Source organism: Streptomyces sp. NPDC005799 (genome assembly GCF_040630525.1).
GTDB classification, from domain to species: Bacteria; Actinomycetota; Actinomycetes; order Streptomycetales; family Streptomycetaceae; genus Streptomyces; species Streptomyces griseorubiginosus_B.
On record NZ_JBEXXQ010000019.1, the window covers coordinates 1 to 25249 of the forward strand.

Annotated in this window: 22 protein-coding genes; 10 read left to right on the top strand and 12 right to left on the bottom strand. The window is 69.2% G+C overall.

What is annotated here, in order from left to right; all coding sequences use genetic code 11:
- Positions 1-108: 108 nt before the first annotated feature.
- A complete protein-coding gene (locus ABZ453_RS19760; RefSeq protein WP_359016227.1) occupies positions 109-660 on the top strand; it encodes a GNAT family N-acetyltransferase in 552 nt (183 codons plus the stop codon).
- Here the strand turns inward: ABZ453_RS19760 and ABZ453_RS19765 are convergent, their stop codons facing one another.
- From ABZ453_RS19765 to ABZ453_RS19800, 8 genes are all read right to left on the bottom strand, one after another.
- Complete coding sequence (locus ABZ453_RS19765) at positions 661-2190, bottom strand: TraM recognition domain-containing protein (protein WP_359016365.1); 1530 nt, start codon at positions 2188-2190, stop codon at positions 661-663.
- A 22-nt stretch (positions 2191-2212) separates the two neighbouring features.
- Complete coding sequence (locus ABZ453_RS19770; RefSeq protein WP_359016228.1) at positions 2213-3640, bottom strand: ATP-binding protein; 1428 nt, start codon at positions 3638-3640, stop codon at positions 2213-2215.
- An 8-nt stretch (positions 3641-3648) separates the two neighbouring features.
- A complete protein-coding gene (locus ABZ453_RS19775; RefSeq protein WP_359016229.1) occupies positions 3649-5208 on the bottom strand; it encodes an SCO6880 family protein in 1560 nt (519 codons plus the stop codon).
- Positions 5205-6542: a hypothetical protein gene (locus ABZ453_RS19780; RefSeq protein WP_359016230.1), complete on the bottom strand. Its 1338-nt coding sequence runs from the start codon at positions 6540-6542 to the stop codon at positions 5205-5207. The genes ABZ453_RS19775 and ABZ453_RS19780 overlap by 4 nt, the downstream gene beginning before the upstream one ends.
- The gene (locus ABZ453_RS19785) at positions 6532-7338 is read right to left on the bottom strand and encodes a hypothetical protein (protein ID WP_359016231.1); all 807 of its coding nucleotides are present in this window, start codon (positions 7336-7338) and stop codon (positions 6532-6534) included. The genes ABZ453_RS19780 and ABZ453_RS19785 overlap by 11 nt, the downstream gene beginning before the upstream one ends.
- A gap of 141 nt (positions 7339-7479) precedes the next feature.
- Positions 7480-7788 (bottom strand): hypothetical protein, encoded by a 309-nt coding sequence (locus ABZ453_RS19790; protein ID WP_014673544.1) that lies wholly within the window; start codon positions 7786-7788, stop codon positions 7480-7482.
- A gap of 379 nt (positions 7789-8167) precedes the next feature.
- Positions 8168-9472, bottom strand: coding sequence for a S53 family peptidase (locus ABZ453_RS19795; protein WP_359016232.1), 1305 nt, complete (start codon positions 9470-9472; stop codon positions 8168-8170).
- Positions 9473-9809: 337 nt separating this feature from the next.
- On the bottom strand, positions 9810-11174 hold the full coding sequence (locus ABZ453_RS19800; RefSeq protein WP_359016233.1) for a S53 family peptidase: 1365 nt from the start codon (positions 11172-11174) through the stop codon (positions 9810-9812).
- A gap of 279 nt (positions 11175-11453) precedes the next feature.
- Between ABZ453_RS19800 and ABZ453_RS19805 the strand changes: the two genes are divergently transcribed.
- Positions 11454-11888, top strand: coding sequence for a VOC family protein (locus tag ABZ453_RS19805; protein ID WP_359016234.1), 435 nt, complete (start codon positions 11454-11456; stop codon positions 11886-11888).
- 711 nt (positions 11889-12599) lie between these two features.
- Here the strand turns inward: ABZ453_RS19805 and ABZ453_RS19810 are convergent.
- Positions 12600-13025 carry a DUF397 domain-containing protein gene (locus ABZ453_RS19810; protein ID WP_359016235.1) on the bottom strand — a complete coding sequence of 142 codons (426 nt, stop codon included), beginning with the start codon at positions 13023-13025 and terminating at the stop codon, positions 12600-12602.
- 11 nt (positions 13026-13036) lie between these two features.
- The gene (locus ABZ453_RS19815; protein ID WP_359016236.1) at positions 13037-13879 is read right to left on the bottom strand and encodes a helix-turn-helix transcriptional regulator; all 843 of its coding nucleotides are present in this window, start codon (positions 13877-13879) and stop codon (positions 13037-13039) included.
- A gap of 197 nt (positions 13880-14076) precedes the next feature.
- On the opposite strand from ABZ453_RS19815, the gene ABZ453_RS19820 reads away from it, so the two are divergent.
- From ABZ453_RS19820 to ABZ453_RS19835, 4 genes are all read left to right on the top strand, one after another.
- Positions 14077-14508: an ATP-binding protein gene (locus ABZ453_RS19820; protein WP_359016237.1), complete on the top strand. Its 432-nt coding sequence runs from the start codon at positions 14077-14079 to the stop codon at positions 14506-14508.
- Between the two features lie 153 nt (positions 14509-14661).
- Entirely contained in the window at positions 14662-15435 is a 774-nt protein-coding gene (locus tag ABZ453_RS19825) for a trypsin-like peptidase domain-containing protein (RefSeq protein ID WP_359016238.1), read from the top strand.
- Between the two features lie 133 nt (positions 15436-15568).
- Positions 15569-16576, top strand: a complete 1008-nt coding sequence (locus ABZ453_RS19830) for a bifunctional lytic transglycosylase/C40 family peptidase (protein ID WP_359016239.1) — start codon at positions 15569-15571, stop codon at positions 16574-16576.
- A gap of 148 nt (positions 16577-16724) precedes the next feature.
- The gene (locus ABZ453_RS19835; protein ID WP_359016240.1) at positions 16725-17429 is read left to right on the top strand and encodes a phosphatase PAP2 family protein; all 705 of its coding nucleotides are present in this window, start codon (positions 16725-16727) and stop codon (positions 17427-17429) included.
- Between the two features lie 113 nt (positions 17430-17542).
- Here the strand turns inward: ABZ453_RS19835 and ABZ453_RS19840 are convergent, their stop codons facing one another.
- Positions 17543-19087, bottom strand: coding sequence for an FAD-dependent oxidoreductase (locus ABZ453_RS19840; protein WP_359016241.1), 1545 nt, complete (start codon positions 19085-19087; stop codon positions 17543-17545).
- Between the two features lie 317 nt (positions 19088-19404).
- Between ABZ453_RS19840 and pstS the strand changes: the two genes are divergently transcribed.
- From pstS to pstB, 4 genes are all read left to right on the top strand, one after another.
- The gene (pstS, locus tag ABZ453_RS19845) at positions 19405-20535 is read left to right on the top strand and encodes a phosphate ABC transporter substrate-binding protein PstS (RefSeq protein ID WP_359016242.1); all 1131 of its coding nucleotides are present in this window, start codon (positions 19405-19407) and stop codon (positions 20533-20535) included.
- A 139-nt stretch (positions 20536-20674) separates the two neighbouring features.
- Positions 20675-21679, top strand: coding sequence for a phosphate ABC transporter permease subunit PstC (gene pstC / locus ABZ453_RS19850; protein ID WP_359016243.1), 1005 nt, complete (start codon positions 20675-20677; stop codon positions 21677-21679).
- Positions 21676-22728, top strand: coding sequence for a phosphate ABC transporter permease PstA (pstA, locus tag ABZ453_RS19855; protein ID WP_359016244.1), 1053 nt, complete (start codon positions 21676-21678; stop codon positions 22726-22728). Before pstC ends, pstA begins: the two co-directional genes overlap by 4 nt.
- Before the next feature lie 46 nt (positions 22729-22774).
- Positions 22775-23551, top strand: a complete 777-nt coding sequence (pstB, locus tag ABZ453_RS19860; protein WP_359016245.1) for a phosphate ABC transporter ATP-binding protein PstB — start codon at positions 22775-22777, stop codon at positions 23549-23551.
- A gap of 698 nt (positions 23552-24249) precedes the next feature.
- Here the strand turns inward: pstB and ABZ453_RS19865 are convergent.
- Entirely contained in the window at positions 24250-25248 is a 999-nt protein-coding gene (locus ABZ453_RS19865) for an inorganic phosphate transporter (RefSeq protein ID WP_359016246.1), read from the bottom strand.
- Between the last annotated feature and the right edge of the window lies 1 nt (position 25249).

Sequence of the window (25249 nt, forward strand, 5' to 3'; positions counted from 1 at the left end):
GCAGGGGGGACCCTGTGGGAGAGTAGGACGCCGCCGAACAATTTGTGAGAAAACCCCCGGCCGGGGATACCGGTCCGGGGGTTTTCTGCGTTCCGCTACCGTGGCTCCATGAGTTACAAGATCCGTTCCATCCGTGCCGATGAATGGCCGGCCGCGAAGGCGCTGCGGCTCGTCGCCCTGCAGGACCCGGTGGCGCCCATTGCCTTTCTGGAGACGTACGACAACGCTCTGGCCCATCCCGACTCCTTCTGGCAGGAGCGAGCCAAGGGGAGCAGTGAAGGGGCGACCGGCGCTCAGCAGATCATCGCCGAGGGGCCCGACGGTGAGTGGGTCGGGACGCTGACCGTGCTCATAGAGGAGCCGGGGACCACCGACTGGGCCGGGTTTCCTGTCGAGCGGAAGCAGGGGCACATCGTGGGGGTGTTCGTCCGGCCCGAGTACCGGGGGATCGGGCTCACCGAAGTGCTCTTCGACGCCGGTCTCGAGTGGGCGTGGGCCCAGGGCGCCGAGCGGGTGCGGCTCATCGTGCATGAGGAGAACGGGCGGGCCCAGCGGCTGTATCGGAAGGTCGGGTTCGTGCCGACCGGGGTGACCGTGCCGTTGCCGCAAGCCGGCGGGGAGTCCGAGCTGGAGTTCGTCCTGGAGCGCGAGGCCGGTTGATCAGACCGGGAGTTCGTCGTGGGGCCAGCGGGCGCGGCCCTGTTCGCGGGAGCGGAGCAGGGCCAGGGTCGGCAGGCCGCGGTCCGCGCCGGTGGCGAGCAGCTCGGGGAGCTGGGGGAGCGGGGCCACGGCCGCGACGTCGTCCAGGACGAGCGTGAGTGGTGGGTCGAGGCGACCGGCGGATGACCGTTCGGCCATGCGCCGGCCGCGCTCGACCACGCTGGAGACGAGGGCCGTCAGGAGAGGCATCGCGCCTGGGTTGCTCCTGGGATCCTCGATGGATTCCCCCACTACATAAAGCGTTCCCCCTTCGTCCACGAAGGAATCCAAGGCGAGCGCATCGGTTCGGTTGGGTGTGCAGGCCTCTCGGATGTTGACCGTGAAGAGGGAGGACAGTGCTCTCGTCGTCAACTCCTGGGCCATGTCGCGGCGGTCGGGGTGCGCGGTGAGCGCGGCCTCGAGTTCGCCCGCGGAGCCGGGGGAGGCCTTGGGGTTCGTGCGGAGGATGCGGACGGCGTCCTGGATCTGGGTGCCCTGGGACCAGCGGTGGACGTGGCGGATGGTGCGGCCGTCCACGGCGGCGGCGTGCAGGTAGCTGCGGAGGAGCGTTTCCGCCGTGGTGGAGAGGGCCTCGTCCAGTTTGGCCGTGGGGCGGATGGGGGCGAGGAGGGCGGCGGCCCGTGCGGTGGCCCTCTGTCTGTCCTCGCAGCCGGCGGTAGGGGACCAGTGGAGGCGGGCCGGGGTGTCGCAGCGGTGGGTGGGGTCGTAGAGGAGGACCGGGCCCAGTTTCGCGCGGGGGTCCTTGGTGTCCGCCCAGAGGGACGGGTTCGAGGTGACGACGAGAGCGGGGCCCTCCGCGTCCCGTACGGCCTGGGTCGCGGTCGTGTGGCGGCTCGCGGGTGGGGCGTAGTGCACGGCGCCCTCGGCGCGGTCCCAGCCGCCCGCTACCGGTGCGACGGCCGTCTCGAGCTGGGCCGGGGCCGCCGGCTGGGGGAGAACCGGCTCCGTGCGGGGCACCGGCACCTCGTGGGCATCGGCCGGTTGGGACGGTCGTACCTCCGTCGGCTGCTGTGTCGTTCTCTCCAGCGGCTGTCGTGTCGGTTCCGGGGCGGTCGCCGCGGCCGTGGCGCGTTCCACCGCCGCCGCGTTCTCCAGGCGGCGTCTGGCGCGGCCCGCGCGCCAGCGGGCCAGGGTGCCCATGACGAAGACGGTCAGGACGAAGAGGACCATCAGCTGGCCGATGAACAGGCCCCAGAACAGGCCGTACCCCGACAGCTGGGCCGTCGGGGTGTCCGGCCAGGCGCCGGTGATGTCGTGGGGTCGGCCGATGAGGTGACGCATGGCGAGGGGGGTGCGGGTGAAGGAGACTCCGTCGGGCCAGGAGCCCTTGGCGAACAGGCCCGCGAGGCCCGTCGCCGTCCAGACCATCAGGGTCATGCCGAGGAGGAAGGCGAGTATGCCGACCAGCAGTCCGTCGGGGATGCCGCCCTGGCCCTCCCGTTCGTCCCGTCTCCGAACGTCCGGTCTCACCACGTCCGCCTCCCCGCCGCCGTTACGCCACCGTCGACTCGGACGAGTCGTCGTAGTCGCTCAGGTGCTGCTCCACGAAGGCCGCCGCACGTTCTTCCGCCTCCAGTTCGGCGGCGCGCAGCGCGTCGTCGGCCAGCTCGAGGTCGGCGGACGACTCGGTCATCGCTCGGTCGGTGAAGACCAGGGGGCGTTCCGTCTCGGTGATCAGGTGTTTGACGACCTGGACGTTGCCGTTGACGTCCCAGACCGCGATGCCCGGGGTGAGTGTCGGGATGATCTCCACCGCCCAGCGGGGCAGGCCGAGGACCCGGCCGGTCGCGCGGGCCTCGTCCGCCTTCTGGGCGTAGATCGTCCGGGTTGAGGCCATCTTCAGGATGGCCGCCGCCTCCTTCGCCGCCGCTCCGTCCACCACGTCACTCAGGTGGTGCACCACCGCCACGAAGGACAGACCCAGCCGACGCCCGAACTTCAGCAGCCGCTGGAACAGCTGCGCCACGAACGGGCTGTTGATGATGTGCCAGGCCTCCTCGACCAGGAAGATGCGCTTCTTGCGGTCGGGGCGGATCCAGGTGTGCTCGAGCCAGACTCCGACGATCGCCATCAGGATCGGCATGGCGATGGAGTTGCGGTCGATGTGGGAGAGGTCGAAGACGATGAGGGGCGCGTCGAGGTCGATGCCGACGGTGGTCGGGCCGTCGAACATGCCGCGCAGGTCACCGTCGACCAGCCGGTCCAGCACCAGGGCGACGTCCAGGCCCCAGGCCCGCACGTCGTCTATGTCGACGTTCATCGCCTCGGCCGACTCCGGCTCGGGGTGCCGTAGCTGCTCGACGATGTCCGTGAGGACCGGCTGGCGTTCGACGATGGTCTCGTTGACGTAGGCGTGCGCGACCTTGAGGGCGAAGCCGGAGCGTTCGTCCAGGCCGTGGCCCATCGCGACCTCGATGATCGTCCGGAGCAGGGCGAGCTGGCCGGTGGTGGTGATTGCGGGGTCGAGCGGGTTGAGGCGGATGCCCATGTCCAGGGCGGCCGTCGGGTCCAGGCGGATGGGAGTTATCCCCAGCTCCTCCGCGATCAGGTTCCACTCGCCGACCCCGTCCTCGCCCTGTGCGTCCAGGACGACGACCTGGCGGTCGCGGAAGCGCAGCTGGCGTAGGACGTACGTCTTCTCCAGCGCCGACTTGCCGTTGCCGGACTCGCCGAGGACCAGCCAGTGGGGCGCGGGGAGCTGCTGGCCGTAGAGCTGGAAGGGGTCGTAGATGTAGCCCTTGCCGGAGTAGACCTCGCGGCCGATGATCACCCCCGAGTCGCCGAGGCCCGGTGCGGCGGTCGGCAGGTAGACCGCCTGGGCCTGGCCGGTCGAGGTGCGCACCGGCAGGCGGGTCGTCTCGACCTTCCCGAAGAGGAAGGACGTGAAGGCGTCGGTGAGGACGGACAGCGGATCCCGCATGCTTGGTCCTACCTTCGGATGCCGGTGGCGAACGGGAGTGTGTTCACGAAGGCGCGGTGGTGCTCGCGGTCGCACCACTCCAGCTTCAGGTACGACTTTCCGGCCGAAGCCCGGATGGTCCGCTTGTCGCGGGCCAGGGCCTCGGGGGAGCGGGAGGAGACGGTGATGTAGCCGACCAGGTTCACTCCCGCGGCGCCGCTCGCCAGGTCCTCGCCTCGCTGGTCCAGGCGGGTGTGGGCGGCGACGTCACGGGGGTCCACGGTGCGGTTCATCTTGGCGGCGCGGGAGGCCTCGGCCTCGTCGTTGGTCTTCTCGGTCAGCATGCGTTCGATGGCTACCTCGGTGGGCTCGAGATCCATCGTCACCGCGACCGTTCGGATGACGTCCGGTGTGTGGACCAGGAGGGGGGCCAGGAAGTTGACGCCGACCGGGGTCATCGGCCACTCCTTCACCCAGGCGGTGGCATGGCACCAGGGCGCACGCGTGCTCGACTCCCGGGTCTTGGCCTGGAGGTACGTCGGCTCCATGGCGTCCAGCTCGGCCGGCCAGGCGTTGCGCTTGGTCATCGCCTGGATGTGGTCGATCGGGTGGTCGGGGTCGTACATGGAGTGGATGAGGGAGGCGAGCCGGCCCTGGCCGAGGGGCTGGCGGACTCGGATGTCGGCCTCCTGCAGGCGCGAGCAGATGTCGGTGAGCTCGCGGGCCATGACGACCGCGAGGCCCGCGTCCCGGTCCACCTTGCGGCCCGCCTGGGGCCTGGCGGCGCGTGCCATCGCCTGTGCCTCGGCGGCGAGTTCGCGGGTGAAGTGCATGCAGGCGACGAGATAGGCGCGGTGCTGCTCGCTGCTGGTGGACACCATGGACTGCAGTTGGTCGTACGACGACTGCAGCCACGGCAGCGACTTGTCGTCCCCGCGCAGGGCGACGTCCTTGGCGTGGGCGTCGGGGTCGGCGGGGAGGGTGCGGGCGAGCATCTGCAGGCGGGTGACGAAGCCGTCGCCGTTGGCCACGTGCTTGAGGAGGGTGCCGAAGCGGTCGACGAGGGCTTCCTGGTCCTCGGAGTCGCGCAGGCCGACGCCGGGGCCCTCGATCTCGATGGCGGCGGTGACGGTACGGCGGTCCGCGTGCAGGAGCACGGCGATCTCGTCGGGGCCGAAGGGGGCGGCCAGCCAGGTGATGCGGCCGATGCCGGGCGGCGGGCCGATCTCGACCTCACGGCCGTCCAGCCGGGTGCCGGCCTCCATGACTCCGGACCGGTAGAGCGTGCCCTGCTTCAGGGTGCGCTTGTAACTGCGGTTGATCTCGAACCACTTGTAGAAGGTGCGGTGCTTGTACGGCACGTACACCGCTGCCAGGGCGAGCAGCGGGAAGCCCATCAGCAGCACGATGCGCAGGGAGAGGACGGGGACGAGGAGCCCGCACATCATGCCGAGGAACGCGCCCACGATGATCAGCGCGATCTCGCCGGACTCGCGGTTGCGGCCGACGATCGCGTTCGGCCGGGCGCGGCCGATGAGATATGTACGGCGGGGCGTGACCGGATGGGACAGGTGGGACTCGGTCGTCAACGCCCTTCACCTCCCGTGCGGTTGGTACTGCTGTTGCGGGTGTTGCTGGCGTGCGGGGTGTTCACCGGGCTCGCCGAACGGGGTGCGGGTGCGGCGGAGGGGACAGTTCCGCCGCCACCACCGTTCGGGGTGCGGGTGCTGTGCGCGGCGACACCGCCGCTGACCGGGTTGGCCGGGCGGGCGCCGCCGTTGGACGACGACTGGCCGCCGCCTCCGTTGTCGTTGGCGCGGGCGCTGTGGGTCTTGATGCCCTGGGCGACCATGGTCGCCGGGGAGCTGATGACCGCGGCGGCCTTGCCCTCGGCGCCCTGCATGATGCGGTTGTTGCGGCCGCTGGCGATCTCGTCGCCGAAGCCGGGGACGAAGCGGTAGATCATCGCGCTGGCGAAGATGGCCAGCAGGATGATGGCGAGGCCGGAGACGACGGCGGAGAAGGAGTCCGGACCGTTCTCGGAGGACAGGGCTCCGGCCAGCCCCAGCACGATCACGATGATCGGCTTGACGAGGATGACCGCGATCATGATGCCGGCCCAGCGACGGACGTGGCCCCAGAGGTTCTTGTCGACGAGGCCGGCGTAGACGACGGTGCCGAGGAGGGCGCCGACGTAGAGCAGGGCGGCGCGGATGACGAGCTCCAGCCAGAGGACTCCGGCGGCGAGGATGCTGACCAGGGAGACGACGATCAGCATGATGGGGCCGCCGCCGATGTCGTTGCCCTTGTTGAGGGCGCCGGAGAAGGTGCCGAAGAACACGTCGGTCTGGTCGCCGGTGGCCTTCGCGAGGACGTCGGTGACGCCGTCGGCCGCGGACACGACGGTGTACAGGATGAGGGGCGTGAACGCGGAGGCCAGCACGGTCAGCCAGAGGAACCCGATGGCTTCGGAGATGGCGGTGCTCAGCGGCACGCCTCTGACGGCCCGCTTGGCGACGGCCAGCAGCCACAGGAGGAGGGTGAGGATGGTGGAGGCGGCGAAGACGACGGCGTACTGCTGAAGGAACTTCTGGTTGGTGAAGTCGACGTTCGCGGTCTCCTTGACGGCCCCACTGAGCTTGTCGATGGTCCAGGAGGCGGCTTTGGCACAGCCCTTGCCGAGGGAGGCGAGCGGGTCGAGGGTCGAGGTGGGGTCGAGGGAGGTGGACCCGCCGGTGCCCTTGTCGCCGTTGCCGCGCTCGCAGTAGTCCTTGGCGGGGCCGCGGATGAGGTCGCACGGGTCGTTGCTCGAGTTCGGGCTGGGGCTGGGCTCGGCGAAGACACGCGTGGCCAGTAGCACCATGGTGGTTTGCAAGGCGCCGACGGCGGCGGTGACCTGGAGGAAGCGGTGGTTAGCGCGCATACGTGAAGCCTCCGTACTCCTCGACAGCCTTGGTCATGTCGTCGGCGGTGGAGGCCTTCTGGTCCCGCCCGACCGGCACCGGACCGTCCTTCTGCTGGAAGTCGGTGACCTTCCAGTCGTTGTCGACCCACTTCAGCTGGTAGGTGGTGGTGTACCAGCTCTCGGACACCGGATTGGTCGACGTCTCGCCGGACAGCCCGAACAAGGACGTGTACCAGACCTCCACGGTCGCCGTGCTCGCGCTGACAGCGGTGGACTTGGTGCCCACCGGGATCACCCTGGAGATGAAGGTCTCGCCAGCCGGCGCCCTTCCGTCCTTGTCGAGGCCGATGTTGGTCAGGAAGCTCTTGCTGGAGTACGCGCTGTCCAGAGCGGCCTGCCGAGTGCTGGCGACGTCGCGGGCGTACACGGTGTTGACGATCTCGTGCCGTCTGGAGATGTTGAACATGTCGGCCGAGCCCAGAGCGACGGAGTAGTTGGCCGCTGCACTCTGCGCCCCCTGCTCGTCGTGCGCGTACCCCGTGGGAATCCCGCCCGCTTGCGACCGGACCGGCTTCGTTCCCGTTGCCGTTGTTGATGAGGTGTTCGGCTTCTTCGCGTTGCTGTCGTTCGATGAGGACGAGTCGCCACCGCCGCGGTTCGCGAAGGCGATCGCTGCGATCAGGAGGACCACCACGCCGACCACCGTCACCAGGCCCCGGGACGACGAGCGGCCGCCCCGCCGCGCGCCCCCGTACACGTCGCCGCCCGCGTCGGGCAGCCTGGTCCGGGTCTGCCCCTCGTCTCCGAGACTCATGCCGCGTACGCCCTCTCCACCTCGTAGAGATACGACGGTAGCCGTGCTGGTTCCCGCGCGGGCGCGGTGTGGTGACTCGACATCAGGGAAACGCAACCTCAGCCGGTGAGCACGACGGGCGGGTGGGGGAGGAGTTGTCTGCTAGACGGCCATGCCGTACACGATGGTGAAGAGCGTGCCCAGTGAGCCGATGATGAAGACGCCGGTGAGGCCGGCGATGATGAGGCCCTTGCCCTGTTCCGCGCTGAAGGTGTCGCGCAGGGCGGTCGCACCGATGCGCTGCTTGGCCGCGCCCCATACCGCGATGCCGAGGCAGAGCAGGATGGCGACGGCCATCACGACCTCGATCATCACCTTCGCCTCGTTGCCCAGGCTGCCGAAGGGGCCCCAGTCCGGAGCGATCCCGCCGATGATGGTGTTGATGTCTCCCTTGTCGGCCGCAAAGAGCATGTAAGTCACCGCCCCTGGTGGGTAGTTCCGGTCGATCCGGTGGTTCCGGTTCCGCGTCCCCTGCCTCGGTGCAGAGGTCAGGCTCATTGTCGCCGACAATGTCGCCGTCGTATGTCGACTTGGCGTCATTGGTTGGCGGGTTTCGTACGAATGGCTCGTACGGTAACTCTGTGTATCACGGCAGGTCACGCCGGGCAATGAGGCCTGCGCGGAACCAGTCGTGTGGTTCCGTCGTTGACCCCTTCTATGACCTGCGCCGTTTCTGACGGTCGGTCGGGTGGGTGGTCGTGCCGATGTTCTCCCGGTGAAGGGTAACCCGGCAACGCGAACGGGCCGCGGTGGGAGGCCGCGGCCCGCTCGGTGACGGAGGGTCAGTCGGTCAGCCGGTGAAGGCGGAGACCCCCTCGGGGGTGCCCCAGCCGGTCGGGCCGTCGTAACCCGACTGGGCGGTGCACAGGTAGCTGGTCGAGCAGGAGCCGTTGTTGCCGCTGGTCACGTCGTTCAGCGCCGAGGTGCCGGCCTTCGCGTAGGGGAAGGAGGCGGGGTAGGAGGAGGACGACGGGGTGCCGGCGAGGGCGTAGACGCCCGCGATGATCGGCGAGGAGGCGCTCGTACCGCCGAAGGTGTACCAGCCGGCGGTGACGCCGTAGGAGTCGTACACCGAGACGCCGGTCGCCGGGTCGGCGACGGCGGACACGTCGGCGATCATCCGCTTGCTGCAGCCGGTGTCGGTCTGCCAGCTCGGCTTGGCGTCGTAGGAGGAGCAGCCGGAGCCGGTGCCCTCGGTGCTGGAGGTCTTCCAGACGGTCTCGGTCCAGCCGCGGGTGGTGGAGGAGGTCTTCAGTGCGGTGCCGCCGACGGAGGTGACGTAGCGGGAGGCGGCCGGGTACTCGGCGCCGTAGTCGCTGTCGCCGGCGGAGACGGTGATGGCGACGCCCGGGTGGTTGAAGTACGAGGAGTCGTACGACGTGTCCGAGGAGGACTCGCTGCCGCCGTAGCTGTTGGAGACGTACTTCGCGCCCAGGGTGACGGCCTCGTTCACGGCCGTGCCCAGGTTGGCCATGGTGGCGCTGGTGGCCTCGACGAGGAGGATGTTGCACTTCGGGCAGATGGCGGAGGCCATGTCGAGGTCGAGGGAGATCTCCTCGGCCCAGCCGCTGTCGCTGGCGGGCAGCGAGGTGGTGGAGCCGGTCTGGCTGACCTTCTTGAAGCAGCCGTTGGCGGTGGTGCAGGCCGACAGTCCGTAGTAGGAGCGGTAGGTGGCGAGGTCGGACTCGGCGTTGGGGTCGTTGTACGCGTCGACGATCGCGATGGTCTCGCCGGAGCCGTTGGAGGCGGCGGCGGAGGTCAGGCCGTACGCGGACTGGAGGTTGCTCGGGCCGTAGCCGGAGGGCGTGGTGGCGTCGGCTGCCTTCGGGGTGACCCCGGTGCGGGTGGCCTGCTGCTTCTGGAAGGCGGTGAGTCCGCCGGTCACGCGGTAGGAGTTACAGGCCAGTTCGCCCTTGTGCTTGGGGGTGGCGCAGGGGGCCGCGGTCCAGGTGACCTTGGCCGGGGCGGTGGCCGCGTCGGCCTGTACGGCGGTGCCGAAGCCCGCGAGCACGAGGGCCGCTGCCGCGGCCGCCGCGGCCCCGATGCGGCGCCAGGCTCTGTGGCCGGCCGGTCTGTTGGGGGGAGTGGAACGCATCGTGCTGCCTCCTGATGTTCCTGAGTGGGGTGGAAACAGGGGCGGTGCGGGTGCGAAACCGCCGGTACGGGTTCCCCGGCGGTGGGGCGGCGGCCCGCCACGACTGTCGCTTGTTGAGTACGTGACAACAAGAGGTGTACGGAATTCTGACTTCCGGATTACTGAAGAAGGTCGGGGTCTTTACCCAACGCACAGGAAAATCACGGGTGTTGCATGGGGAAACGGGTCGCGGCCGGCTGCCGTGACCCGTTCCCCCTGCGTGCCGCCGAGGAGACCCCACGTACTCCTCACTCGGCCGGCTCCCCGTGACCCGTCGGGGAGGTCGTGCGTGCTCCGGTCAGCCGGCCGTGAAGGCGTCCAGGCCCTCCGGGGTGCCCCAGCCGGTCGGGCCGTCGTAGCCCGACTTCGCGGTGCAGAAGTAGCTGGTGGAGCAGGTGCCGTTGTTGCCGCTGGTGACGTCGTTGAGGGCGGAGGTGCCGGCCGCGTTGTACGGATACTGGGCCGGGTAGTCGCTGGAGCCCGGGGTGCCGGCGAGGGCGTAGACCGAGGCGATGATGGGCGAGGAGGCGCTGGTGCCGCCGTAGGTGTTCCAGCCGGTGCCGTCGGAGCCGTAGGAGTCGTAGACGGAGACACCGGTCGCCGGGTCGGCGACGGCGGACACGTCGGCGATCATCCGCTTGCTGCAGCCGGTGTCGGTCTGCCAGCTCGGCTTGGCGTCGTAGGAGGAGCAGCCGGAGCCGGTGCCCTCGGTGCTGCTGGTCTTCCAGACGGTCTCGGTCCAGCCGCGGGTGGTGGAGGAGGTCTTCAGTGCGGTGCCGCCGACGGCGGTCACGTACCGGGAGGCGGCCGGGTACTCGGCGCCGTAGCCCTCGTCGCCGGCGCTCGCGGTGATGGCGACGCCCGGGTGCTTGTAGTACGAGGAGTCGTAGGTGGTGTCCGAGGAGGACTCGGAGCCGCCGTAGGAGTTGGAGACGAACTTGGCGCCCAGCTTGACCGCCTCGTTCACCGCCGTGCCCAGGTTGGCGTCGCTCGCGGACTTCGCCTCGACGAGCAGGATGTTGCAGTTCGGGCAGACGGCGCTGACCATGTCGAGGTCGAGGGACTCCTCTCCGGCCCAGCCGCTGTCGGCCGAAGGCAGGGAGGTCGTGGAGCCGGTCTGACTGACCTTGCTGAAGCAGCCGTTGTCGGTCGTGCAGTCGGGCAGGCCGTAGTACGAGCGGTAAGTGGCCAGGTCCGCCTCGGCGTTGGGGTCGTCGTAGGCGTCGACGATGGCGACGGTCTCACCGGAGCCGCCCGAGGAGGCCGCGTCCGTCAGGCCGTAGGCCGACTGGAGGTCGCTCGGGCCGTAGCCGGTCGGGTCGTCCGAGGCGGCGTTCGGCTTGACGGTCTTCGGGGCGATGCCCTTCAGGGCGGCCTGCTTCTCCATGAAGGCGGTGGTGCCGCCGGTGACCCGGAGGGCGTTGCAGGAGGCGTAGCCCTTCTTCGGGTTCGCGGCGCAGGCGTTCTCGTAGCGCACATGGGCCTTGGCGACCTGTGCGGCGATCGTTCTGGCGCTCACCTTGTGGGTGTCGGCGGTCGCCGCGTCCGCGTGGGCCGCGCTGCCGAGACCGGCGAGCACGAGGGCGGCGGTGGCCGCGGCCGCGGAGCCGATGCGGCGCCATCTGCCGCGTATGTGGGGGGAGTTGGGGGTCGACGTACGCAACGTACAGCCTCCTGGGAGTGGTGGACAGAGGCCTGCGGGTGGGGGGCCACCGGTGTGGTTGCCGGTGGGGGCGGCGGCCCGCGACGACGATGGCTTGTTGAGTACGCGACAAACAAGACGGTTTCGGAATCCTGACTTCCGCGTTACCGAAGGGATGGGCGGGCTTACTGCGGGATGGGCGGGGGATGGTCGTGAGCTGGCGGGGGCTTGACCATCGCCACAGGAAGTCCACAGATGGACGCGCGTTGAGTAGGGCGATCCTGCTGTTACGGTGGCCCGATGGCATCGGTGAAGCAGTTCCAAGTCACCTTCGACTGCGCGGATCCTGAGCGCGTCGCTCGTTTCTGGTGCGAGGTGTTGGGGTACGTCGTACCGCCCCCGCCGAAGGGGTTCGCCAGCTGGGAGGAGTTCGACCGCTCGCTGCCGTCCGAGCAGCAGGGCTCGGCGTTCGCCTGTGTCGATCCGACCGGTGTGGGCCCGCGCCTGTTCTTCCAGCGCGTTCCCGAGGGCAAGGTCGTCAAGAACCGGGTCCATCTGGACGTGCGGGTGGGGACCGGGCTCGTGGGCGAGGAGCGTCTCGCCGCGCTCGAAGCCGAGCGCGCGCGACTGGAGGCCCTCGGCGCGGTGTGCGTGCTGGTGCAGCGTGCCGACGGTTTCAACGAGTCGTGCATCACGATGCAGGACATCGAGGGCAACGAGTTCTGCCTCGACTGAGCTCGTCACCCCGGGGGCTGCCCGAAGCCAGGATTTCTCCGTAGTTATGTGGATCGCGGCGGGGGTTGCGGCCACGTGGTCGCAGGAGTTGCGGCGCTTCACCCGCGGCGGCCCCAAGTACCCCGCCTACCAGGCCCTCGAAGAACTCGGCCGCGCCGTGCCCGGCACCCCCGCGGCCGCCGACAGCCTTCCAGGGCTATCTCGACCGGCACCGCGTCCCACGCCTGCGCTCCTGGCGAGCCGCCAGCTGACACCCGCAGCCACCCATATCGCCGACAGAGTCAAGCTCGGCGCACCTGCCGCAACCACGGTGGGGTCTTCCGCAGTCCTTGTGTGCGGCCGCTCCGCTCACCCGCAGCTCCACCGACATCGAGGTGAACCATGCAGAAGGCCCTATGGATCACTCTGGGGCTCAGCACGCTTGGCGCAGTCGCCGGGTTCGTGGCGATGGGCATCTCGCTCTACCACCTGGACAGCCGCAACAGCCCTTACGGGAAGGCTGCCGCCGCATACCTGGATGCTGCCGAAGAGGGCAAGCCGCTTGCCGACTTGTACGGAGCATGCGCCACGCAACCCCAGCGGTCCGATGCGCAGAAGTTGCTGGAAGGCACGGAAGGACTCCGGTACAAGATCGTCAGCACCTACGAGAGCGACGGATCGGCCATCGTGAATGTCGATGTGTCGCGGCCGAGCTCCACCCCTTCGCCCTACTCATTCGACATGCGGAAAGAGGGAGAGAAGTGGGGGGTGTGCTCCTTCAACACAGGGCACTGGGAAGTAGTCGGTAATGGTGCGGAGTGAAGTTGCCTGGGTGAAGTGGTCGAACTCCCCTGCCTTCACGCCGAGTACGAAGGCGTTCCACCGGGGGCGGTCCGTGGTGACCGAGATGTGGGGGGTCGCCGGGTCGTGGAGGCGGACGATGTCTGGCTCGGTGACGGTGATCTGAAGGGGGGTGGGGGCACCGGTCTTCAGGGAGTCGAGGAGGGCGGCGAAGGCGGCGGGGGTGGTGGTGAGTATGGAGGCGGTGGGGTCGCCGGACTCGGTTATGTGGATCGCGGCGGGGGTTGCGGCCACGTGGACGCAGGAGTTGCCCTCGGGGCAGTAGGACGACTTCTGCCAGGTGAGCGGTTTGGGCATCGGGGGCTCCCTCACAGGTCCTTGAGGATGGTGTGGATGAACTTCCGCGACTCCTCGACGGTGAGGGCAGCCGCTTCCAGGCGGTCGAGCGTGACGCGGTACTTGCTCAACTGGGCGTCCGCATCGAGGAAGACCGGACCGTGTGACTGGTCGAGGTTCACCGTGTCGAGCTGTGGCACGGGCCCCTCGGCGTAGTAGACGGACTGACCCGAGCCGGCGAAGGTCCCCGCGGCGAACGGGATGACGTGGATCGCGATGTGCTGGCGCTCGCTCATCTCAAGGAGGTACGTCAGCTGGGCTCGGGTAACCTCCGCGCCGCCGAACCGCATGCGCAGGGCCGCCTCGTGGATGATCACCTGCTGAGGGGTGGGGCGGTCGCGGTAGAGCACGGCCTGCCGCTTGATCCGGAACGACACCCTGTGTTCCACGTCGGGCGGCGCCAGATCCGGCACGGCCTGGCGGAAGATCTCCCGCGCGTAGTCGGTCGTCTGGAAGAGGCCCGGGATGTGCACGGTCACGGCGGTTCGCAGCCGTCTGGCGTGGTGCTCCAGCTCGGCGAGGTCCAGGAGGCCGGCGGGGAGGATGTGGCGGTACTCCTCCCACCAGCCGCGTGTCCGCTCGGTGGTCATGTCGCCGAGCGCCTGGACGAGGGCCTGGTCGGAGCAGTCGTAGTGGCAGGCCAGCGTGCGTACCCGCTCGGCGCTCACGCCTACGCGTCCGGCCTCCATGTTGCTGATCTGCGCCTGCTTGATCCCCATGAGTTGACCGGCCTCGGTGGCCGTGAGGCCGGCGCGTTCGCGCAGTTTGCGCAGTTCAGTGCCGAAGCGCAGCTGGCGACCCGTTGGGTTCCGCACGGGCTTGCCGCCTCCTTGTCGTCACCCACATGGGTGGCAGTGAATGTGCTTTCCGAGAATCGGTGAATGTATAAACCGGGCGGCCGCTACCTTACAAGTGGCGCCCTACCCCCAGAAGCGCACCGCCCGACGGGACGGCAAGCCACTGGGCCACTCATCGCACGTGTCCAACTCCCCACAGTGACCGGAGACTTCCCATGGCCACCGTATCCCCGTCCTGGGCCTACACCCTCCAACTCCCGCACGATCCACGCGCGCCGGGAATCGCCCGGGTCACCCTGCGCGCGCTGCTCACCGCCCATGGGCTGGACGAACTCGCGCCGACCGCCGAGCTGTTGGCCGGTGAACTGCTCGCCAACGCCCACCGGCACACATGCGGGCCGTACGCCCTGCGGGTGCGGCCCATGGAGTCCGGGCGGCTGCGGGTCGCCGTGTGGGACAGCGATCCGCGGGTGCCGGCCGGGTTCCGGGACGGGGAACCGTACGGCCCACCACCGGTGGACGCCGAGCGCGGGCGGGGGCTGCAGATCGTGCGGGCCTGTGCGGACGCCGTCGGGGTATCCGTGCTGCGGGAGCTCGGCGCGTCCAAGGGCGGAAAGCTGCTGTGGGCCGAGTGTCCGGTCAAGTGACTCAGGGTGACGCGGAGGCGGGTGGGGAGTGGGCACAGTACGGTGGACGGGACGCCGTAGAGGTGGTGGACGAAGGAGGCGGTCCATGTTCACGGAGATATCTCAGTGAACGGCAGACGGTTTTCTCACCTTCGTCGGACACAGTGGGTGCCGATGAAGCGCACCTCTCGGATCAGCAGGCGTATCGCCAGTCCCCTGTGCGCGGCCGTCGTCCTGGCCGTGCCGGCTCTCACCTCCGCGTCCCTCGCCAACGCCGACGACGGGCCCGGACCGCTCGGCGTGACCGTGGCCGCCGCGGCGACCTCGCAGTCCGTGCGGGTCGGTCCGCTGTTCCCGGCCGACCGAAGATCCACTCTGATAGGCGGGCACCACTGCACCGCCTCCGTCGTGCACAGTCCGAACCGCAACCTCATCGTCACCGCGGCGCACTGTCTGGACAGCGACCAGGACTTCGTCTTCGTCCCCGGGTACCGGGACGGCAAGGCGCCCTACGGGGTGTGGACCGTGCACCGGAAGTTCCTGCCGGACGGATGGCGCAAGGAGCAGGACGAGGACAGCGACGTCGCGTTCGGGATCATCGGCTACCAGCAGGGAAAGGGCGTCGAGGACGTCGTCGGCGGCAACAGGTTCGCCACGAGGACGGCCACCGGGGCCACCGCGGTGACCGTCTTCGGGTATCCCAGCTCCCAAGAGGTGCCGGTCAGCTGCACCAACCGGCCGACCGCGCACAGCCGCACCCAGCAGCGGATCGACTGCCCCAGTCTCAGCGGCGGGACCAGCGGGAGTCCCTGGGTGAACGGGGACGGGCAGGTCGTGGGCGTGCTCGGCGGACACGAGGAGGGCGGCGACACCGACGACATCTCCTACAGCGTGGTGCTGGGAGCCGAGGCCGCCGAGTTGTACAAGGACGCCGCCGCCGATCCGTGATCTGTGATGCGTGAGGGTGCTGGGCTTCTGACGTCTGACAATGGCCGAGTGTGATCATTCCGGAACACAGTCACCGCCCCTAGACTGACCCCTCGACGGACTCCTGGGCGGACTCCCGGGCGGCGAGGGGCGGGTGACGGTGCGTAAGGCATGGATCATTGCGTCCGTGGCTGTCGGCTCCGCCATGGCCTTCGTCATGCTGCTCGTCGTCGGGGTGTACGTCGTCGCCGGGAACCTCGTCAACGGCGTGGGGGGCGGCACCAAGGCCCTGGCCAAGGGGGCCGTACCGGCCGCGTACTCCGCCATCGTGCAGAAGTGGGGGAATCTCTGCCCCGCCCTCAACCCGGCTCTGCTCGCCGCCCAGCTCTATCAGGAGAGCGGGTTCAACCCGCGGGCCCGGAGCGCCGCGGCGGCCGAGGGGATAGCTCAGTTCATCCCGGGGACCTGGGCCACGCACGGGATCGACGGAAACGGCGACGGCGTCAAGGACGTCTGGGATCCGCAGGACGCGATCCCGTCAGCCGCGTCGTACGACTGCCAACTCGCCTCGTACGTGAAGGACGTACCCGGGAATCTGACTGAAAACATGCTCGCCTCGTACAACGCCGGTGCCTACGCGGTGATCAAGTTCGGGGGTGTCCCGCCGTACAAGGAGACCCAGAACTACGTCAAGACGATCACCACGCTGGAGGAGAGCTTCGCCGCGCCCGTGTCGCGGGTGGACCCGAGCCAGCAGGCGGCCGGGGCCATCTACTACGCGCAGAAGAAGCTCGGCACGCCCTATCTGTGGGGCGGCGACGGAACTGCCGCCGACAACGGGCGTTTTGACTGCTCGGGGCTGACGAAGGCGGCGTACGAGAGCGTCGGCATCACGCTGCCGCGCGTGGCCAACGACCAGTACAACGCGGGTCCGCACCCCCAGCGGGACGAACTGCTCCCCGGGGACCTGGTGTTCTTCTCGACCGATCCGACGGACTCCCGGGCCATTCACCATGTCGGCATTTATGTCGGCGGCGGATACATGATCGACGCGCCGCGCACCGGGGCCGTCATCCGGTTCGATCCGATCGACACCTCCGAGTACTTCGGGGCGACCCGGGTGACGGAAGATGGCGCGAAAGCACTGCCCACCACGGTGTGAACCGCGTGTGGACCCACCCCCTGAGCTGCGGCGATGGGTCTCTCTTCGATAACGTCTGCGTGATCATTCGGTGGAGTGTGGAACGTATTAACCGGGAGCGTGCGTTCCTGTTCTCGTAGCAAGCAGACGACGAAGGGGCCGCAGCACGATGGCTGGACTCGCAGACACCGGGTCGAACCCCGACGTCGACCTGCTCTACGACATCAACGGCCTGGCCAAGGACGCTCCGCACTGGTTCGACCGGGTCATGGAGTTCGTCGGGGAGTACGGGCTGCTGGTGGCCATGGTGCTGCTGGTGGTGTGGTGCTGGTGGTCGGTGCGCAGGAAGGGCGGTCAGGAGGCCGCCTCCTCCGTGGCCGCGCTGGTGTGGACGCCGCTCGCCGCCGCGATCGCCGTGCTGGTGAACGTGCCCATACGGGGTTTCGTCGAGCGGCCCCGGCCGTTCCTCGTCCACCAGGGCCTGGACGTCCTCGTGTCGGGCAAGACCGACTACTCCTTCGTCAGCGACCACGCGACCATCACCATGGCCATGGGCGTCGGACTCTTCGTCGCCAACCGGAGGTTCGGGCTCGTCGGCATAGGGCTCGCGCTGCTCGAGGGCTTCTGCCGGGTCTACATGGGCGTGCACTACCCGACCGACGTGGTGGGCGGCTTCGCGCTCGGCACGGCCGTCGCCCTGCTGCTGTCCCCGCTCGCCATGGCCCTGCTCACCCCGGTGCTGAAGGCTGTCGAGACCTCCTCGTGGGGCGCCTGGTTCGTCCGGGCCCGGGGACGCTCGGCCCCCGGCGAGGGCACGATGATCCCCGGCGCCCGCAAGGACGTCGAGTCGGAGGAACGGGACCTCGCGGCCTAAGCGCTCCGCTGGAAGGTGCCGTGTTGTGTCGTCGGTCGTCCGCGGCGCCGTCGTGGCCGGTCGCGCAGTTCCCCGCGCCCCTTCGGGGGCGCCAGGGCCGGTTACAGCGACGGTTACAGCGCCTGGGGGTAGGTGAAGAAGCGGTTCGGGTCGTACTGCCACTTCACGGTCGCCAGCCTCGCCGCCGCGTCGCCGTAGTAGGCCTTGCGCCAGTTCGTCAGGGTCGGGTCGGTGTAGTTCTGGTAGGCCGCGCCGGAGGCGTACGGCTTCATCGCGTCGTGCGTCTTCGTCAGCCAGGACTGGGCGGCCGTGCCCGTCGTCCCCGCGCGCCAGGACGCTATGTACTGCGCGAGCATGCGGGAGCGGCGGTGGACGAAGGCCGTCGCGGTGGGGGAGACGCGGTTGACCGCGCCGCCGAGGGCGGTGAGCGCGATGCTGCCGGCGCCGCCCTGGACGGACTTGACGTGCGCCAGCATCGTCTGGATGCCGGCCGTCGATATCGAGCGGTCGAAGAAGTCCGAGCGGGCCGCGTAGGTCTCCCGGCCGAGCGCGCCCTGCGGGCTGCGACCCGGTGTCGAGCCGGGCAGATGGCACTGGGCGGCGGTCGGGAAGGACGAGCAGCCGGCGTACGCCTCCATGGCGCCCTCGTAGGTGTGCTTCTTCAGCGTGACGCTGCGGGCGGGGGCGCCGACCTTGGAGGCCAGGCGGTCCAGCGCGTTCTGGAGTTCGCCGTAGGTGCCGAGCGAGAACGCGGCGACGGACACGGTCGGCGAGCCGCCGTTCTCCAGATGGCAGGAGGACCAGATCTCGTCGGGCTGGCCGGGGCCCCACTCCTGCCAGGCCTTCACCACGGCCGCCGCCTTCGCCCACGGCCAGGTGACGTACGCCGACACGGCCTGCGGCGCCGGGTGGGTCTTGAAGTGCAGTTCCGTCACGACGCCGAAGTTGCCGTTGCCCGCGCCGCGCAGGGCCCAGAAGAGGTCCTTGTTGGTCGTCGCGTTGGCGGTGAGCTGCTTGCCGTCCGCCGTGATCAGGGTGGCCTCGGTGAGGCTGTCGCAGGTCAGACCGTAGGCCCGGGAGACCACGCCGTGGCCGCCGCCGAGCACCAGACCGGAGACGCCGACCGTCGGGCAGGAGCCCGCGGGTATCGTCACGCCCTTCGCCGTCAGGGCGCGGTAGACGTCGATCAGCTTGGAGCCGGCGCCCACGACGGCCTGGCCACCGCCGACCCGTATTCGGTTCAGCTCGGAGACATCGAGGATCAGCTTGCCGTTCCCCGAGGACCAGCCGGCGTAGGAGTGGCCGCCGTTGCGGATGGCGACCTGGATTCCGTGGGCGCGGGCGTACGTCAGGGTCGTACGGATGTCGTCGGCGTGGGCGACGTAGGCGACCGCGGCCGGCTTCAGGCCGTCGAAGCGGGTGTTGTACAGCTGGTGGGCCGTGGCCCACTTGGCGTCGCCCGGGCGTATGAGGGTGCCGTCCAAGTCGCGGGCGAGGCCGGTCCAGTTCGCGGCGGCGGCCTGGGCCGACGTCGAGCGCAGAGACGTACCGGAGGAGGACGAGGTGCTGGTGTCCGCGTCGGCGGATCCGCCCTTGCAGGCGGTCGTGGCGACCGCCGCGATCGCGGCCGCGCCGCCGATGAACGTACGCCGTTCCATGCTGTGCCTCCCGATGGCTCTCGGGGTACGAGACGGCGCGCCGATCTCGTGGGTTCCAGGAGAACTGTCACTCCTGTGTCACCGTGAGGCCGGAACCTACACGTGCCCTCCCCGTGAGCATTCCGTGACCTAACCACAAAGTCTGCAGGGGTTCACCTCCCGTTCATTTGCGCCCATTGGCGCCTTCACCTGATCTGCCTAATTTCAGCCTTACGAGATGCGGCCGCACCGCTACAGACGCGTCCACATCAACCGAAACTTCGCAACTCCGCACGCCGCCGATTCAGGACGGCGGCTCCTGGAAGGATCTCTTTCAAGTGAAGCTTCAGCGCATGAACCGGCGGGCCCTCGCTCTCGGTGCTCTCGCCGCCTCCGGCGCCCTGGTCCTCACGGCGTGCGGCTCGGACGACACCAGCAGCAACAGCGGCGGCGGCAGCAGCGCTTCGGCCTCGACCCAGGCCGGTTCCATCAAGTGTGACAACGCCAAGGGGCAGCTCCTGGCCGACGGCTCGTCCGCGCAGAAGAACGCGATCGACGCCTGGGTGGCCAACTTCTCCAAGGCCTGTGGCGTCCAGATCAACTACAAGGGCGGCGGCTCGGGCGCGGGCGTCACCTCCTTCACGCAGGGCCAGATCGCCTTCGCCGGTTCCGACTCGGCGCTGAAGCCCGAAGAGGTCACCGCCTCCAAGAAGGTCTGCACCGGCGGCCAGGGCATCGACCTGCCGATGGTCGGCGGTCCGATCGCGGTCGGCTACAACCTCTCCGGTGTCTCGAACCTGGTCCTCGACGCCCCGACCCTTGCGAAGATCTTCGACAGCAAGATCACCAAGTGGAACGACCCGGCGATCAAGAAGCTGAACCCGTCCGCCAAGCTGCCCGACCTCAAGATCCAGGCGTTCCACCGCTCGGACGAGTCCGGCACCACGGACAACTTCACCAAGTACCTGAAGGCCGCCGCCCCGAGCGACTGGACGTACTCCGGTGGCAAGGCCTGGCAGGCCAAGGGTGGCCAGGCCGCCGCGCAGTCCTCCGGTGTCGCCGCCCAGGTCAAGCAGACCAACGGCTCCATCGGTTACTTCGAGCTGTCCTACGTGGCCGAGGGCGTCAACGCCGTCAGCATCAACACGGGTGCCAGCGCGCCGGTCGCCCCGAGCAGCGACTCCGCCTCCAAGGCCATCGCCGACGCCAAGGTCATCGGCACGGGCCAGGACCTGTCGCTGCAGCTGAACTACAACACCAAGGCAGACGGCGCGTACCCGATTACGCTGGTTACGTACGAGATCGTGTGCGACAAGGGCAACAAGGCGGACACCCTCCCGGCCACGAAGGCGTTCCTGGGGTACATCGCCTCCGAGGACGGCCAGGGCGTTCTCTCCGGCCTGAAGTACGCGCCCATCCCGGCCGACATCATCGCCAAGGTCCGCACCACCGTCGCTGGCCTGAGCTGATCTGAGTGTGTGGGTCGGTCCCGGCCCCTGATCCCGGGACCGGCCCACACCGTCCGGTGCACCGCCGCCATGAGCCGTACGTCACGTACGGCTTCGCAGAGCCGTACCTCGTGTGCGGCTCCGCAGACCGGAGAACCCGATGGACACGACACAGATAACTGACGCACCCCCTCCCACACCCCAGCCCACGCCGGCCGAGCAGAAGCGCAACGCCCGGGGCGCCACCCGACCCGGAGACCGGATCTTCCTCGGTCTCTCCCGTGGGTCGGGCATCCTGCTGTTGGTGATCATGGCCGCGATCGCGGTCTTCCTCACCTACCGCGCCTCCCTCGCGCTCAGCAAGAACCACGGCAACTTCCTGACCACCTTCGAGTGGAACACCAACGTCACGCCGCCCAGCTTCGGCATCGCCGTCCTGGCGTACGGCACGGTGATCTCCTCGATCATCGCCATGGTCCTCGCGGTCCCGGTCGCGGTCGCCATCGCGCTGTTCCTCACGCACTACGCGCCGCGCCGGCTGGCCGGTCCCATCGCGTACGTCGTCGACCTGCTCGCCGCGGTGCCGTCCATCGTCTACGGCCTGTGGGGCGCGCTGATCCTCGTACCGCACATGAACGGCCTCTTCGGCTGGCTCAACGACTTCTTCGGCTGGACCGGGGTCTTCTCCTGGGACCAGGGTGCCCCGCGCTCCCTGCTGACCGTGGGCATCCTGCTCGCGATCATGATCCTGCCGATCATCACCAACGTCAGCCGCGAGGTCTTCCGCCAGGTCCCGCAGATGCACGAGGAGGCGGCCCTGGCCCTCGGCGCCACGCGCTGGGAGGTCATCCGCATGGCTGTCCTGCCGTTCGGCCGCTCCGGTGTGATCTCCGCGTCGATGCTCGGCCTCGGCCGCGCGCTCGGTGAGACGATGGCCGTCGCCACCGTCCTCTCCCCGGACTTCCTGATCCACGGCAGCCTGCTCAACCCGGGCGGCGGCACCTTCGCCCAGAACATCGCCAGCAAGTTCAGCGAGGCCACCGAGTTCGGCCGTGACGCCCTCATCGCCTCGGGTCTGGTCCTGTTCGTCATCACCCTGTTGGTCAACGGCGCGGCTCGCATGATCATCGCCCGCCGCAAGGAGTACTCGGGGGCCAACGCATGAGCAACGCCGCCATCGCCGAGAAGCGCCCCAGCACCCTGCGCGGCGCCAGTCTGCCGAAGTGGTCGCCCTGGGCGATCGCCGCCGGTTCCGTGGCCGTCGCCGTGGCCATCGGGGCGGGCGCCGGGCTCACCAAGGTGCAGTGGGGTCTGATCTCCGGTCTGCTCTTCCTGATCGGCACCTACACCATCGCCGCCACGGTCGAGGGCCGCCGCCAGGCCAAGGACCGTATCGCCACCGGTCTGGTCTGGGTCGCCTTCCTCGTCGCCCTCGTGCCGCTGATCTCCCTGGTCTGGGTGACCGTCGCCCGCGGGGTGAAGGTCCTCAACGTCTACTTCCTGACCCACTCGATGGGCCTCGTCGCCGACTCCCAGCCGGGCGGTGGCATCTACCACGCCATCATCGGCAGCCTGGAGCAGGTCGGTCTCGCCACCATCATCGCGGCGCCGATCGGCGTGCTGACCGCCATCTACCTGGTGGAGTACGGCCGTGGCCGGCTCGCCCAGGCGGTCACCTTCTTCGTCGACGTCATGACGGGCGTCCCGTCGATCGTCGCTGGTCTGTTCATCCTCTCCCTGATGCTGATCTTCAACATGGAGCCGTTCGGCTTCGCCGGCTCGCTCGCCCTGGCCATCCTGATGATGCCGGTGGTCGTGCGCTCCACCGAGGAGATGCTCAAGCTCGTTCCGAACGAGCTGCGGGAGGCGTCCCTGGCGCTGGGTGTCCCGAAGTGGCGCACCATCCTGAAGGTGGTCCTGCCGACCTCCATCGGCGGCATCACGACCGGCGTCATGCTGGCCGTCGCCCGTATCACCGGTGAGACCGCCCCTGTGCTGCTGTTGGTGTTCGGAAACCGGTTCATCAACAACAACCCCTTCTCGGGGCCGCAGCAGTCGCTGCCGCTGTACATCTACCAGCAGTACGCGGCGGGCAACGACTACGCCTACGACCGGGCCTGGGCGGCTTCGCTCGCCCTGATCGCCTTCGTGATGATCCTGAACCTGGTGGCCCGGGCCATTGCCCGCTGGAAGGCCCCGAAGACCGGTCGCTGACGCGGCCATCGGCGACCGATCAAGACTTTCTGGAAGTGACGTAATCATGGCCAAGCGAATCGACGTGAGCGGACTGACCGCTTACTACAGCTCCCACAAGGCGATCGAGGACATCTCGATGACCGTCGAGCCGCGCACGGTGACGGCCTTCATCGGCCCGTCCGGCTGCGGCAAGTCGACGTTCCTGCGCACGCTGAACCGGATGCACGAGGTCACCTCGGGCGGCCGGGTCGAGGGCAAGGTGCTGCTGGACGACGAGGACCTCTACGGCCCCGGGGTGGACCCGGTGTCCGTGCGGCGCGAGGTCGGCATGGTGTTCCAGCGGCCGAACCCCTTCCCCACCATGTCGATCTTCGACAACGTGGCGGCGGGGCTGCGACTGAACGGCAACGTCAAGAAGAGCGAGCTCGGTGACGTCGTCGAGAAGTCGCTCAAGGGCGCGAACCTCTGGAACGAGGTCAAGGACCGTCTGAACAAGCCGGGTTCGGGTCTGTCCGGTGGTCAGCAGCAGCGTCTGTGCATCGCCCGCGCGATCGCGGTCGAGCCGAAGGTGCTGCTGATGGACGAGCCCTGCTCCGCCCTCGACCCGATCTCCACCCTCGCCATCGAGGATCTGATCGGTGAGCTGAAGGAGCGCTTCACGATCGTCATCGTGACGCACAACATGCAGCAGGCGGCGCGTGTCTCGGACCGTACGGCGTTCTTCAACCTCGCGGCGGTCGGGCAGCCCGGCAAGCTGATCGAGATCGACGACACGGAGCGGATCTTCTCCAACCCGTCGGTCCAGGCGACGGAGGACTACATCTCCGGCCGCTTCGGCTGATCCCGAAGACCCCTCGCGGTGCTGCATGGCGGTGCCACCGCGAGGTCGATGAAGGGCCCGCCCCCGGCTCCCGGGGGCGGGCCCGTCGTTCAACCGCAGCTCGCGACGACGGCCGAGACGACCGGGGTCGGGACGGCCACGGGGGCCGAGGCGGCGGCGACCGGAAGCCGGGGTTGTGCCGCGGGGGGCGGCGCGGGGTTCCGTGATGCCGGCTGTCGGGCGGGGCCGCCGGGGTGAGGCCGAGGCGGTGGTGGCCGGAAGCCGGGGTTCTGGCGCGGCGGGCGGCGCGGGGTTCCGCGTTGGCGGCTGTCGGGCGGGGCCGCCGGGGTGAGGTCGGGGTGGCGCGGGGGTGGTTGAGGCGGCCGGGGTCGGGACGGCTGCGGGGGCGAGGAGGTGGCGGCCGGAATCCGGGTTGTGCCGCGGCGGGCGGTGCGGGGTTCCGTGATGGCGGCCGTTGGGCGGGTCGCCGGGGTGAGGTCGGGGTGGCGCGGGGGTGGTTGAGGCGGCCGGGGTCGGGACGGCTGCGGCCGGAAGACGGGTTCCGGTGCGGGGTTCCGTGATGGCGGCCGTTGGGCGGGGCGCCGGGGTGAGGTCGAGGCGGCGCGGGGTGAGGCCTTTGGCCTGGGCTGGGGTGCCGGGAGTCGTGGGGCGTGCTCGGCCTTCGCTTGTAGCCGAGGAGGCTTCGGTCGTAACGGGCCCTAGAGGAACGCCAGGTTCACCAGGCCGTAGGAGCCTGCCGCCACCACGGCCGCGGCCGGCATCGTGATGAACCAGCCCAGGACGATGTTCTTGGCGACGCCCCACCGGACCGCGTTCACGCGCTTCGTCGCGCCGACGCCCATGATGGCCGAGGTGATGACGTGGGTCGTGGAGACCGGGGCCTTGAAGAGGTAGGCGGTGGAGAACATGATCGCGGCGCCGGTGGTCTCCGCGGCGAAGCCCTGCGGCGGGTCGAGTTCGATGATCTTGCGGCCGAGGGTGCGCATGATGCGCCAGCCGCCCGCGTAGGTGCCCAGGGAGAGCATGACGGCGCAGACCAGCTTCACCCAGACCGGGATCGGGTCGTTGTAGGTCTCGTGGCCGGAAATCACCAGTGCCATGACGACGACGCCCATCGTCTTCTGGGCGTCCTGGAGGCCGTGGCCGAGGGCCATGCCGGCGGCCGACACGGTCTGCGCTATGCGGAAGCCGCGCTTGGTCTTGTGCGGGTTGGCCTTGCGGAAGATCCACAGGATCGCCAGCATCACCAGGTAGCCGACGATCAGGCCGACGACGGGGGACAGGAACATCGGGATGACGACCTTGTCCAGGACCCCGGACCAGTGGACCGTCGTACCGCCCGCGATCGCGGCGCCCACCAGGCCGCCGAACAGGGCGTGGGAGGAGGAGGACGGCAGGCCGTAGTACCAGGTGATCAGGTTCCAGACGATCGCGCCGACCAGGGCCGAGAAGAGGATGGCCATCCCCTGGGAGCCCGACGGCGTGGCGATCAGGCCCTCGCTGACGGTCTTGGCGACCCCTGAGCCGAGGAAGGCACCTGCGAGGTTCATCACGGCGGCCATGGCGAGGGCCGCCCGGGGCGTCAGTGCCCGGGTCGAGACGGAGGTCGCGATCGCGTTCGCGGAGTCGTGGAAGCCGTTGGTGTACGTGAAGAGGAGCGCGACCGCGATGGTCACGACCAGGGCGAAGGTGTCCATC